Source organism: Ignavibacteria bacterium, from assembly GCA_017302895.1.
Classification (GTDB): domain Bacteria; phylum Bacteroidota; class Ignavibacteria; order Ignavibacteriales; family Ignavibacteriaceae; genus UTCHB3.
In genome coordinates this window covers 139,353-151,614 of the sequence record JAFLBV010000002.1, presented here as the reverse complement: position 1 = coordinate 151,614, position 12,262 = coordinate 139,353, and the positions used below count along the sequence as shown (strand labels likewise).

Genomic DNA, 12,262 nt, shown 5'->3' with positions numbered 1-12,262 from the left:
ACAATAATACTTAATTAGATTCAGAAAGAGAAAAATCAGAAAAAATGTAATTTTTTTTTGAACAAGATATTTTATTCTGAATATTTTTTGTAATTTAGTAAAACAGATTATTAATATTTATTAATTGAGATAGTCTGTTAGTACTAACGATGCAAATTTGTTGAAAAAAATCAGAACAATATGTCTTACGATTTACAATATATTGTAGCTTTTATCCTGATAGCCGTCCTGTTTAGTATTGTGGCTATTTTTACCGCCTACCTCTTAAGACCCACTCGCCCCACCTTTGAAAAGATGCAGGTATATGAGTGCGGTGAAGAAACCCAAGGTGTACCTTACATTAAATATAATGTCAGATTTTATGTGGTTGCACTTTTATACCTCGTGTTCGGTGTAGAACTGGTTCTCGTAATCCCCTGGGTTGCAGCTTATCTGAATTACGGACTTTTTGGTCTCCTGCTGGGTCTCTTTTTCCTTATCGTACTTGGTGTTGGTATCGTGTACGAATGGAGGAAAGGTGATCTCGACTGGTTTACATATGAAGATGTAGTAGCCAATCAGAAAGTAAAAGATCCGACAGCAACCGTAAAGAAGATTGAAAAGGAGATGGTATAATGGGTGTACTCGATAAAGAATTTCTTCAAGAGAACATAGTTGTTACAAATCTTGAAGCTCTATTGAACTGGGCTCGCCTCTCTTCAATTTGGCAAACAACTTTTGGTTTGGCTTGCTGTGCTATAGAAATGATGGCAACTTCAGCTTCACATTACGATTTTGACAGATTTGGTGTGATTCCCAGACCAAGCCCGAGACAATCTGATGTTATTATTATATCAGGAACCGTTACCCTGAAGATGGCTACCCGAATCAAAAGAATTTACGAACAGATGCCCGATCCAAAATATGTAATTTCCATGGGCAGTTGTTCAAATTGCGGCGGTCCATACTGGGAACACGGATATCATGTATTAAAAGGTGTCGACAGAGTGATTCCTGTTGATGTATATGTCCCCGGCTGTCCTCCAAGACCCGAAGCCCTTCTCGAAGGCCTGTTAAAGCTTCAGGAAAAAATCAGAAATGAATCTTTGATTAAATCGGCATAAACAGATGAAAACATTCGAAGAACTCGTTGAACTATTAAAATCTAAATTTACCGGGGAATCAGATATCGAAGCCCGCAAAGAAGGCACCGAAGATGTCATTCTTGTGAATCCCCTTATTATAAAAGATGTTTGCAATTTTCTTGCCACCGAAGGAGAGTTGAAATTCGACTCACTTATTCTGCTTTCAGGTGCGGATGATGAGAATGGTGAGAAAATCAAGCACGAAGATGAGTCATTCGAGATTCAGGGTGGCACATTGAGTGTCTACTACCATATCGAATCCACATCCCTCGTACACAAATTGACCCTGAGAGTGTCCGTCGAAAGGGAAAATCCTGTCACTCAGTCTGTCTCCTCCGTTTGGAGATGTGCCGACTGGCATGAACGGGAAGCTTTTGACATGTATGGTATCATTTTCGAGGGTCACCCCAATCTTATCAGAATCCTGATGCCTTACGACTGGGAATTTGGATACCCCCTCAGAAAAGATTATAAAAATCCGGAATTTTATCACGGAATGAAAGTGCCTTACTAAAAACTGCCATGACGAATAAAATAGCTTCAAACTTAAAAACTGATGAAATGGTCCTTAACATGGGACCACAACACCCGTCTACTCACGGTGTTCTCCGTGTGGAACTTAAAATAGATGGTGAAAAGATCATCCATGCAGAACCACATCTTGGTTATCTGCACAGGTGCTTCGAAAAACATTGCGAAGCAATGACATACCCTCAGGTAATTCCCTATGTCGACCGTATGGATTACCTTGCTGCCATGAATAATGAGCTCGGTTATGTGATTGCAGTCGAAAAACTCCTTAAAATAGAAATTCCTGAGAGAGTTGAATACATTCGTGTAATTATGAGTGAATTACAGCGGATTGCTTCGCACCTTGTTGCTCTCGGAACTTTCGGACTCGATGTCGGAGCTTTCACACCGTTTTTGTTCACATTCCGTGACAGAGAAAAAATCCTCAATCTTTTCGAGATCACCTGCGGTGCAAGACTGCTATACAATTATATATGGGTTGGTGGGGTATCTCATGATCTTCATCCTGACTTTTTAAGATTAACTAAAGAATTTATCGAATATTTTAGACCAAAAGTTGAAGAACTTAACGGTCTGTTGACTTATAACAAGATATTTATCGAAAGAACCGCCAACATAGGTGTACTTCCTGTCGATCTTGCTGTTAATTATGGAGTTTCCGGTCCAAGCTTAAGAGGTTCCGGATTCAAATGGGATATCCGCAAAAATGATCCTTATTCCATCTACAACAGGTTCGATTTCGATGTGCCGGTTGGTCAAGGTCTCGCCGGTACTCTAGGCGACTGTTGGGACAGATACTATGTCCGTGTATTGGAACTGGAACAGAGTCTCCGGATTCTGGAACAGGCAATCGAACAGATCCCTGAAGGTGATGTAACTTCTGCCATTCCCAAGAGAGTGAAACCAAACGAAGGAATCGCTTACGCAAGAGTTGAAAATCCTAAAGGTGAACTCGGTTATTTTATAATCAGTAAAGGCGGACTGCAACCTGCAAGAGTAAAAGTGCGTCCTCCTTCTTTTGTAAATTTAAGCGTATTCTCCGAAATTGCCACAGGACACATGGTTAGTGATGTTGTAGCAATTCTCGGCAGTCTTGATATTGTTTTGGGAGAGATCGACAGATGACAATGTTTAATTTATGGGACTTTCTTTTAATTCTCCTTTACGCCATCGTGCCGCTCGTGTTTATTATTCCTTTTGCGCTGATGGCAGTTTTTGCAGAACGAAAAATATCCGCCTGGATCCAGAACCGTGTAGGTCCAAACAGAACAGGTCCCGGTGGCTGGTTTCAGACGACAGCGGATATTCTTAAACTGATGCAGAAAGAAGATATTGTTGCCTCAGGAGCAGACAAAAAACTCTTTTTGATAGCACCTATCGTTGTGTTTCTCGGGAGCTACGCAGCTTATGCCGCACTTCCATTTACATCGGTATATATTGGTACAAATATCAACCTTGGAGTTTTGTTCATGGTTGCAATATCCGGATATGTTGTAGCAGGCATCGTATTTGCCGGATGGGCTTCAGACAACAAATACTCAATCATGGGTTCAATGAGATCCGCTTCACAGCTTGTAAGCTATGAAATACCCACTCTCTTTGTAATCATCTCGATTTTTGCAGTTACTCAACAGTTCAATCTTCATGAATTGAGCGAAATGCAAACCTCAAACATCTTTAACTGGGGTATTTTTGGTTTTGCTGATCTCGGGTTCAAAAGGATTTTACTGATCCCCGCCCTTTTTACTTTGATGATAGTTCTTTTTATAAGTACTCTTGCCGAAGTAAACCGAACACCGTTCGATCTTCCGGAAGCCGAGTCGGAACTTGTTGCAGGATTTCATACCGAATACAGCGGAATGAAATTTGCACTTTTCTTCCTATCGGAATATGCGAACATGTTCGCAGTTTCAGCACTGGTGACTTCATTCTTTCTTGGTGGTTATCAGTCTCCCTTTGGATACCTCGGAAGACTTTTAGGCTGGGAATGGCTCGTACCTGTAGAACAGGTTTTCTGGTTCCTAAGCAAAGGCTTGATCCTGGTAGCTGTACAGATTTGGATGAGATGGTCACTCCCCCGCTTGAGAATGGATCAGCTTATGAAAGTATGCTGGAAATATCTGATACCAATAGCATTTATATGTTTTATTTACATCACGATCGTAATGTATATCTAGTATGATGAACGCAATAACTATATATCTCAATGAGATAAAATCAGCAGTAATGACTACTCTTATCGGTATGAAAATTACCTGGAAGAATATGTTCTATGAGTCTGTAACAATACAATATCCGGAGGTAAAGCCGATTCTTCCCGAAAGGACAAGAAACCGCTTATATGTTAACATGGATGACTGCATCGGTTGCGATCAGTGTGCGAGAGCATGCCCGGTCAGTTGTATTGATATAGAGACCGTCAAGTGTGTACCCGGGGAAGACCTCGGTAAAACAAGTAACGGTAAGAAGAAAATGCTTTGGGTCACCAAATTCGATATTGATTTCGCGAAGTGCTGCTATTGCCAGCTTTGCGTTTTCCCCTGTCCGACCGATTGCATTTACATGACTGATGTCTATGAATTCTCTGAATATGACCGGTCAGCACTTATTTACAACTTTGCGACTTTAACACCTGAAGAATCCGCTGAAAAGAAGGAAAATTTCAGGATACTTGCTGAAAGCAAAGCCAAACCTGTACAACCAAATACGGCAAGTTAGTTTATGGAATTATTTGATTTATTCTTCTATATTTTTGCGACCGTTATTGTTATCTCGGGAGCAGTTACTGTTCTGAATAAAAACCTGATATACGCTGCCTTTGCTCTTCTTGTTCTTCTGAGCAGTGTAGCTGCGATGTTTTTTATTCTCGGAGCTGAATTTCTGGCAATGGTCCAGATACTGATCTATGTTGGTGGTATTCTTATCCTGGTCGTCTTCGGTATTATGTTGACAGGTCAGGTTAAGGCGGTACCAATAAGAGAGAATTTCTTTTATCTCCTTCTGGCTTCGGTTACGACAGGGTTGCTTTGTGGTCTGCTGGTTACGGGCATTACATCCCTTCCCTCGAAGATGCTAAGCGCAAACATCGTTTCGACTCCGATAAAGGATTTAGGAAATTTATTAATTGGCAAGTATTATTTAATTTTTGGTGTACTCGGCGTTCTGCTCTTGGTCATTCTGATCGCAGCTGCGGGTATGGCACGAAACAATAAAGATTAGTTATGGTTGGTCTAAATCATTTTCTTATACTTTCATCGATCCTTTTTTGCCTCGGAATTTTTGGTGTACTCACCAGAAAAAATGCCATTACGGTATTAATGGGGCTTGAAATGATTTTAAATGCAGCATCTCTGAACTTTGTGGCAATCTCCCGCTTCACCGATATGGCAGCTCACGGACAGGTAATTTCCCTGTTCATCATTGTGCTTGCAGCATCAGAGGCAGCCATTGCGCTTGCAATTGTTCTGAATCTCTACAAAAATTACTCTAATGTAAATGTTGATGAAATTAATACTTTAAAAGATTAAAGAATGAATACTCTCACTATTTATCAGATACTGATAGTCTTGTTGCCTCTTTCGGGCTTCCTGGTGGCTGTTCTTAGTCCCAGGAGCATGAAAAAGTCGTACATCGCAGAAGTAAGCATAATGTTTGTTTCACTTCTCATGGCAGCATTTCTGTTTATTACCAAAATCCACGATTATCCTGATGAAACGATACGATACTCATTCGTTCTGTTTTCTCTCTCCGGTGCGGGAGAAGGATTCAAGTTCATGGTTGACCTCACAATGGACAACATGACTGTTTCTCTTCTTTTCATGGTAACCCTGATCAGTTTCCTTGTGCATTTCTTCTCTCTGGAGTATATGCATGATGAACCGCTGAAAAACAGATATTTTGGATATCTTGGACTTTTCACCTTCTCGATGCTCGGTCTTCTAAGCACGGGAAGCATCATGTTCATCTACATCTTTTGGGAACTCGTTGGTTTGTCTTCATATCTGTTGATCGGATTTTGGGGATTCAAGGATGAAGCAGCAAATGCATGCAGTAAAGCCTTTATTACCAACCGTGTTGGCGATTTTGGGTTTTTTCTTGGAATTTTGATGCTATTCATCACTTACGGTACTTTTGACCTTTTTGTCATATTCGATATGATCGGAAAAGGTCAGTATCCACTGGGAAGTGAAATGTGGCTGACAGTTACCGGACTTCTGCTGTTTGCAGGAGCGGTTGGTAAATCAGCTCAATTCCCTCTCCATGTGTGGCTTCCTGATGCGATGGCTGGTCCGACTCCGGTCAGTGCCCTCATCCATGCTGCCACGATGGTTGCTGCCGGTGTTTACATGATCGTAAGACTCTTCCCGATGTTCACAGAGAGTGCATTCCTTATCATAGGCATCATCGGTGGCTTCTCAGCTCTTATGGCCGCCACGATAGCCCTCACACAGTTGGATATCAAGAAAATACTTGCTTACTCCACGGTCAGTCAACTCGGATTGATGGTTCTGGCGGTAGGTGTGGGTGCATACCAGGCAGCTATAATTCATCTGCTCTTCCATGCATTTTTCAAGGCAGGTCTCTTTCTCGGTTCTGGTTCGATAATCCATGCGACACACACACAGGATATCATGGATATGGGTGGGCTAAGGAAGAAAATGCCGGTCACTTTCTACACAACTTTGATTTATTCACTGTCGCTTGTGGGATTTCCTTTAACGATTGGTTTCTTGAGCAAGGAGATGATACTTACATCATCAATAACTCTCGGTTCTCTCTCAGGCAACTACATCTATTTTATCTTTGCGGTACTCACAAGTACCCTGACTTCATTCTACATCTTTAGATATGTCTTTTTAATATTCTTTGGTGAACCAAGAAATCATCACGCCTATGAGCATGCTCACGATTTCAATATATTCATAAAACTGCCACTTATACTTCTTGCGGCACTCTGTTTCTTTTTCCTGTTCACCTTCAATCCGATTACACTTCACGGAACATATCTTACAGAGTTGCTTTTTAGATTGCCAAAAATATTGCTTCCTGCCAGTGTAACATATCCATTCCTGACTTCTGCAGATGAAGGAACAATCTACTCGGAAGCATATATGCACACTTTGCATGGATCGGAAATAATAGTTACCGTCATTTCCGGGTTGATTATCACCTTTGGAATTGGTACTGCGTGGTACATGTATATGAATAAAAAAATGTTGCCAAAAGTCCCAGAAGGATTTCTTGGTAAAATGTACCTTTTCTCACAAAAAGCATGGTACATCGATGCGCTTTATGATGCAACAATAATAAGAGTAACTTATCTGACAGCTACTCTAATGACTTTGATTGACAGATATGTTATCGATGGTGCAGTAAATCTTGGTGCAAAAATAACAATGATGCTCGGCAGATTTGGTGCAGCTTTCGATCGTTATGTCGTTGACGGGCTCGTTAACCTCGTTGCCTGGATTAATGGCATAGCAAGCATGATAATAAGAAAATTCCAGACCGGGAAGGTACAGACCTATCTGACTCTCGTTATGGTGTTCATAGTAATTTTTGTAATGTATATTTTTTCTAATTAAAGAAACCGGAAGAATATAAGATGTCACAATTTCCGTATCTTTCAGTACTGACCTTTCTACCCCTTATTGCGGCACTCGCTTTAATCTTTGTGCCGGCTGAAAAGAAAAACGCCATTAGATATACCGCCCTGGGTGTGGTTATCGTTCAACTGATCCTGACAGTTTTGTTGTGGATGAACTTTAACTTTGACCTCTCAGGGATTAATGATATAAAAGGATATCAGTTTATCGAGAAGTTTACCTGGATTTACATGACAGGTCTCCCCGTATTCGATACCTTTAAGATTGATTATTTCCTTGCAATCGATGGACTCAGTTTGCCGATGGTGATACTGAGCTCAATTATCGCTTTTGTTGCGGTTATATCTTCATGGAATATTGAAGATTCGACTCACAAACCGAATTCGAGCAAAGGTTATTTCATTCTTCTTCTTATCCTCAACACCGGTACTCTTGGTGTTTTCGTAGCTCTCGATTTCTTCTTGTTCTATGTGTTCTGGGAACTCGTACTTCTACCGATGTACTTCCTGATTGGTATCTGGGGAGGTCCAAGAAGAGAATATGCTGCCATTAAGTTCTTTATTTACACTCTTGCCGGATCAGTGCTGATATTGCTTGCAATAATCGGACTTTATCTGAGTGTACAGGAAACGGTTGATGGAAAGACAATTCATACTTTCAACATGCTTGTCATGATGGACAGTACGAATTTTTCAAAAGACGGCATCATGTCGCTGCTGAATCCGAACAATTTCCGCTTCCTCGCATTTCTCGGTTTGTTTATCGGGTTTGCTATTAAAATCCCTCTTTTCCCGTTCCATACATGGCTCCCTGATGCGCATGTTGAGGCACCAACTCCAATATCAGTAATTCTTGCTGGTGTTCTCCTGAAAATGGGTGGTTATGCGATCTTAAGAATAATTTACCCGATTTTCCCCGAGCAGGTTCATCAGTGGGCATACTGGATTGCTTTCCTCGGAATGATTAACATTGTTTATGGTGCTTTCTGCGCCCTGGGACAAAAGGATTTCAAGAAGTTAATCGCCTACTCCTCTGTTTCTCACATGGGTTTTGTGGTTCTTGGAATTGCCGCTTTCAACGAGTTTGGTCTCGCCGGTGGAGTTCTTCAGATGTTCAACCACGGTACCGTAACAGCAATGTTATTCCTTATTGTGGGTGTAATCTATGAACGCACAGGTAAGAGGGGTCTCGATGATTTCGGCGGTCTTGCATCTGTTGTACCGATGTACACCGGAATCGTGACCCTTGCTTTCTTCGCAGCATTTGGTTTGCCGGGACTTAGCTCCTTCGTTTCTGAATTAATGATCTTTATCGGTGCTTTCAGCAACGAATCAATCAGAGTTCTGACAATTGTCTCCGCAATCGGTATTGTAATGGGTGCAGTTTATATGCTGAGAGCACTTCAGAAAATTTTCCTTGGCAAAGTAAAGGAAGAGTACAAAAGCCTTAAAGATCTCACGATCAGAGAATATATAATGTTCGTACCCCTGGCTATCATCGTGATTATCTTTGGTATCTATCCTACTCCGATGCTTGATATCATGAATAAAACGATCAGCAATCTTCTTGTTGCTTTAGGAAAGTAAACGGGACCTAAGACATGACTAATCAATTAGATTTTTTAGCTACTCTGATCCCTGAATATATCATCATCTTTTTCCTGATGGCGATAGTTTTTATGGACATTAGCAATGAAAAAGTTTCTGCAAAAATCCCTTTGGTTGCGATGACAGGACTGCTCCTGGCACTCCTCGTTACCATTTTCTTCTCCGGCAGCCTTTTTGGTACCGAAAAGATTTTGGACCCGAATGCGATTTTTGTGAATGACGGATTCGCATTTATCTTCAAATTTTTGATACTTGCCTCCTCATTTGTAATTCTCTACTTTTTCAGGCATGACAACGAGATAAACGAATATAAGAGCCGCAGAGGCGAATTTTATATCCTTTTCTATTCAATGGTACTGGGCATGCTTCTCCTTGCCTCGGCAAGTGATTTGATCGCAGTCTATGTAGCTTTGGAAGTATTGTCACTTCCCTCTTATGTTGCTGCCGGCTTCCTGAAAAGAGATAACAGAAGCAGTGAAGCTTCGCTTAAGTATCTCCTTTTTGGATCTGTTGCCTCTGGTGTAATGCTATTCGGTATCTCATTACTTTATCTTGGTGTTGGTTCAACCTCCTTCGATGCACTGAAGGGCATCGGAAATGCAATGCCTAATGGAGTTCTGACCATTTTGTCGAGTATATTCATAATCGGCGGTTTTGGATATAAGATTTCCATGGTTCCTTTCCATTTCTGGGCTCCTGATGTTTTCGAGGGTTCACCTGTTTCAATAACTGCATTTCTCTCCGTTTCTTCCAAAATCGCGGGTGTGGCAGTTTTTGTCAGATATGTGGTTGCGTCGTTCGCTCCCGAACTGGAAAACACAGAGTTGGCAGGAATGGGATTTAGTATTAATTCAATACTGGTCTTCCTCTCAATAATTACAATGACCGTCGGTAATCTGACAGCCGTTTTTCAGAACAACATTAAAAGACTCCTTGCATATTCCAGCATCGGGCACATTGGCTTTATTGTAGCAGCTTTGGCAGCTCACAACGAAACCGGAATGATTGCAATAGGTTCTTACCTCACAATTTACTCTCTTATGAACTTTGGTGCTTTTTTGATCGTCTTGTTGATAAAAAGCAGGATCAATTCTGAAGATATCAGAGATTACAAGGGATTGGGTTACAAACTGCCATTTCTATCAGTGATGCTGGTAATTTTCATGGTCTCACTTGCCGGACTTCCACCTACTGCAGGTTTCTGGGCTAAGTTTTATGTCTTCACAGCGTTGATGGAGGCTAAACTGTATCTCGTTGCCTTCGCTGCCATATTTAACACAGTAATCGCGGTATTCTATTATTTTAGAGTCCTCAAAACAATGTATTTTGAGAAATCCCCAAATTCTGACATACTTCCTGTCCTCTCTCTGGGAAACAAGGCAGTACTTCTGGCGCTTGGACTGCCAATACTCATTCTGGGTATTTATTTCTCCCCTGTCGTTGATTTGGCTCGAGCGACTTTGAAAATAGCCGGATTTTAGATATTTTCGAGGTAGATGAAAATACAAAAGTTTATCTACCTCGATAACAACGCAACAACACCGGTCGATCCGACAGTACTAAGAGAGATGTTGCCTTACTTCTCAGAAGTGTATGGTAACCCTTCTTCGTCCCACCACTACGGAATAAAAGCCTCAGCAGCCATTGAAGCAGCAAGACTTAATATCAAATCACTCTTCAATATCCCCGACGGTGATCTCTATTTTACATCATCTGCAACTGCTTCCATAAACCTTGCAATTGCAGGACAGGCGTACGGTAATTATCCTGCTAAAAAGCATCTTATCACTCAGGCTACTGAACATCCTGCTGTTATGGGCACCTTCTCGCACCTTCAGTCAATTGGGTTCGATATTACAATTCTTGATGTTGACCATACCGGTAAGGTTGATCCGGATCAATTAGCGAAAGCAATCAGGAAGGATACACTTCTCGTCTCGATAATGGCAGCGAATAATGAGATAGGCACATTACAGGATTTAGCTGTAATTGGTGGTATCTGCAAAAACCATGATGTAATCTTCCATTCCGATGTTACCCAGTACGCCGGCAGATATGAATTAAACATGAAGCAATTAAATGTTGACCTGCTTTCGGGCGGGGCACATAAAATTCACGGACCGAAGGGCATTGGCTACCTTGCAATAAACAGAAGCTCGAAGAGGATCAAAATCAATCCCCTGCTCTTCGGCGGCGGTCAGGAAAACGGACTTTCACCAGGAACTTTAAACACCCCTTTGACTGTTGGATTAAGTAAAGCATTGTCCCTGATGGATAGCAAAAAGAAACGGGAAGAAAGTGAATTAACTGAACTTCGAAACAGTTTTTGCAGCTTTTTGGGTACTCTCGATGTCAATTTCCTGGTTAACGGCAGTAAAGACAGACTGTTTAACAATTTAAGCCTGCAATTTCCGGGAATTAGTGCCGGTGATATGTTGAATGATTTAAGTCATATCATGTTTTCCACTGGTGCTGCCTGCTCTTCCGACAACGGATCGCGAAGCCATGTTCTTAGAGCCATCGGATTAAATGACGAGGAAATAGCCTCCACTGCAAGATTCGGCTTCAGTTTTATGAACACATTGGACGAGATTCAAGTGGCAGCAGTCGCAATAAGTAACTACATAAAATCAAAGAGAAAAAAATGAATAATGCTTTTAACCTTCTGACAAGTGAACAGGAAAAATTTCTTAATTTTTTCAAATTCAGGTTTCCTGTTTTTCACAAATCAAATGTATTTTACAGGGATCTCGAATATTCGATTAAATATTACCTGAATTCGAGAAACATCGAATTGTCAAACAAGCTTTTAATTCAGACTACAAAGGATTTTATTAAACACCTTGAAGGAAACGGAATACTCGTTTATATGAGTCCCCTTACCTGGATGTTAAATTATCCCGAATTTTCAACAGTTATCCCGGTACCCGCTGAGACAGCCGGAGAATCCAAATAAACAAGAGGTCGAAACATGAATGATACCCTTACATCAAGTGAAATAACTATTTCTGACAAAGCTGCTGCACAAATTCTTAAGATTATGCAGGAAAATTCAATTCCGGAAGGAAGTGGCTTAAGAGTTGGAGTGAAAGGCGGCGGTTGTTCCGGAATGTCTTACACAATGAATTTCGATAATGGTCCAAAAGAAGTGGACACTGTAATTGAGCAGAAAGGTGTGAGGTTATTTGTTGACCCAAAAAGTTTGTTTTATTTGATGGGGACAGAACTCGACTTTTCCGACGGACTTAACGGCAAAGGCTTTACTTTTGACAATCCAAATGCCTCCAAGACCTGTGGCTGTGGCCAGTCATTTGGTGTGTAAATGAAAAGAAGAAATTTTCTTTCTGCACTCGGAGTCCTTTCGGCTGCAGCAACGGTAAAACCAATATCAAGC

General features: G+C 41.1%; 14 protein-coding genes. All 14 read left to right on the top strand.

The window, feature by feature from the left end:
• Positions 1-180 precede the first annotated feature (180 nt).
• From J0L60_08310 to J0L60_08245, 14 genes are read left to right on the top strand one after another with little or no spacing between them, the layout of a single operon-like run.
• Positions 181-615 (top strand): NADH-quinone oxidoreductase subunit A, encoded by a 435-nt coding sequence (locus J0L60_08310; GenBank protein MBN8546121.1) that lies wholly within the window; start codon positions 181-183, stop codon positions 613-615.
• Positions 615-1,103 carry an NADH-quinone oxidoreductase subunit B gene (locus J0L60_08305; protein MBN8546120.1) on the top strand — a complete coding sequence of 163 codons (489 nt, stop codon included), beginning with the start codon at positions 615-617 and terminating at the stop codon, positions 1,101-1,103. Before J0L60_08310 ends, J0L60_08305 begins: the two co-directional genes overlap by 1 nt.
• A 4-nt stretch (positions 1,104-1,107) precedes the next feature.
• The gene (locus tag J0L60_08300) at positions 1,108-1,638 is read left to right on the top strand and encodes an NADH-quinone oxidoreductase subunit C (protein MBN8546119.1); all 531 of its coding nucleotides are present in this window, start codon (positions 1,108-1,110) and stop codon (positions 1,636-1,638) included.
• An 8-nt stretch (positions 1,639-1,646) separates the two neighbouring features.
• Positions 1,647-2,780, top strand: coding sequence for an NADH-quinone oxidoreductase subunit D (locus tag J0L60_08295; GenBank protein ID MBN8546118.1), 1,134 nt, complete (start codon positions 1,647-1,649; stop codon positions 2,778-2,780).
• Positions 2,777-3,832 carry an NADH-quinone oxidoreductase subunit H gene (locus J0L60_08290; GenBank protein MBN8546117.1) on the top strand — a complete coding sequence of 352 codons (1,056 nt, stop codon included), beginning with the start codon at positions 2,777-2,779 and terminating at the stop codon, positions 3,830-3,832. The genes J0L60_08295 and J0L60_08290 overlap by 4 nt, the downstream gene beginning before the upstream one ends.
• 13 nt (positions 3,833-3,845) lie before the next feature.
• The gene (locus J0L60_08285) at positions 3,846-4,373 is read left to right on the top strand and encodes an NADH-quinone oxidoreductase subunit I (protein ID MBN8546116.1); all 528 of its coding nucleotides are present in this window, start codon (positions 3,846-3,848) and stop codon (positions 4,371-4,373) included.
• Between the two features lie 3 nt (positions 4,374-4,376).
• Positions 4,377-4,874: an NADH-quinone oxidoreductase subunit J gene (locus J0L60_08280; GenBank protein MBN8546115.1), complete on the top strand. Its 498-nt coding sequence runs from the start codon at positions 4,377-4,379 to the stop codon at positions 4,872-4,874.
• Positions 4,875-4,876: 2 nt separating this feature from the next.
• Positions 4,877-5,182, top strand: a complete 306-nt coding sequence (nuoK, locus tag J0L60_08275) for an NADH-quinone oxidoreductase subunit NuoK (GenBank protein ID MBN8546114.1) — start codon at positions 4,877-4,879, stop codon at positions 5,180-5,182.
• A 3-nt stretch (positions 5,183-5,185) separates the two neighbouring features.
• Entirely contained in the window at positions 5,186-7,240 is a 2,055-nt protein-coding gene (gene nuoL / locus J0L60_08270; protein MBN8546113.1) for an NADH-quinone oxidoreductase subunit L, read from the top strand.
• A gap of 20 nt (positions 7,241-7,260) precedes the next feature.
• On the top strand, positions 7,261-8,847 hold the full coding sequence (locus tag J0L60_08265; GenBank protein MBN8546112.1) for an NADH-quinone oxidoreductase subunit M: 1,587 nt from the start codon (positions 7,261-7,263) through the stop codon (positions 8,845-8,847).
• A 14-nt stretch (positions 8,848-8,861) separates the two neighbouring features.
• Positions 8,862-10,349, top strand: a complete 1,488-nt coding sequence (locus J0L60_08260) for an NADH-quinone oxidoreductase subunit N (GenBank protein MBN8546111.1) — start codon at positions 8,862-8,864, stop codon at positions 10,347-10,349.
• Positions 10,350-10,364: 15 nt separating this feature from the next.
• A complete protein-coding gene (locus J0L60_08255) occupies positions 10,365-11,516 on the top strand; it encodes a cysteine desulfurase (GenBank protein ID MBN8546110.1) in 1,152 nt (383 codons plus the stop codon).
• Complete coding sequence (locus J0L60_08250; protein MBN8546109.1) at positions 11,513-11,824, top strand: hypothetical protein; 312 nt, start codon at positions 11,513-11,515, stop codon at positions 11,822-11,824. Before J0L60_08255 ends, J0L60_08250 begins: the two co-directional genes overlap by 4 nt.
• A 15-nt stretch (positions 11,825-11,839) precedes the next feature.
• On the top strand, positions 11,840-12,190 hold the full coding sequence (locus tag J0L60_08245) for an iron-sulfur cluster assembly accessory protein (GenBank protein ID MBN8546108.1): 351 nt from the start codon (positions 11,840-11,842) through the stop codon (positions 12,188-12,190).
• The last annotated feature ends 72 nt before the right edge of the window (positions 12,191-12,262 follow it).

Excerpts from the sequence above, each read along its gene's own strand:
- J0L60_08260 (MBN8546111.1), top strand. The coding sequence starts at position 8,862 with ATGACTAATCAATTAGATTTTTTAGCTACTCTGATCCCTGAATATATC.
- J0L60_08300 (MBN8546119.1), top strand. The coding sequence starts at position 1,108 with ATGAAAACATTCGAAGAACTCGTTGAACTATTAAAATCTAAATTTACC.
- nuoK (MBN8546114.1), top strand. The coding sequence starts at position 4,877 with ATGGTTGGTCTAAATCATTTTCTTATACTTTCATCGATCCTTTTTTGC.
- nuoL (MBN8546113.1), top strand. The coding sequence starts at position 5,186 with ATGAATACTCTCACTATTTATCAGATACTGATAGTCTTGTTGCCTCTT.
- J0L60_08280 (MBN8546115.1), top strand. The coding sequence starts at position 4,377 with ATGGAATTATTTGATTTATTCTTCTATATTTTTGCGACCGTTATTGTT.
- J0L60_08295 (MBN8546118.1), top strand. The coding sequence starts at position 1,647 with ATGACGAATAAAATAGCTTCAAACTTAAAAACTGATGAAATGGTCCTT.
- J0L60_08310 (MBN8546121.1), top strand. The coding sequence starts at position 181 with ATGTCTTACGATTTACAATATATTGTAGCTTTTATCCTGATAGCCGTC.
- J0L60_08265 (MBN8546112.1), top strand. The coding sequence starts at position 7,261 with ATGTCACAATTTCCGTATCTTTCAGTACTGACCTTTCTACCCCTTATT.
- J0L60_08245 (MBN8546108.1), top strand. The coding sequence starts at position 11,840 with ATGAATGATACCCTTACATCAAGTGAAATAACTATTTCTGACAAAGCT.
- J0L60_08305 (MBN8546120.1), top strand. The coding sequence starts at position 615 with ATGGGTGTACTCGATAAAGAATTTCTTCAAGAGAACATAGTTGTTACA.
- J0L60_08250 (MBN8546109.1), top strand. The coding sequence starts at position 11,513 with ATGAATAATGCTTTTAACCTTCTGACAAGTGAACAGGAAAAATTTCTT.
- J0L60_08255 (MBN8546110.1), top strand. The coding sequence starts at position 10,365 with ATGAAAATACAAAAGTTTATCTACCTCGATAACAACGCAACAACACCG.
- J0L60_08290 (MBN8546117.1), top strand. The coding sequence starts at position 2,777 with ATGACAATGTTTAATTTATGGGACTTTCTTTTAATTCTCCTTTACGCC.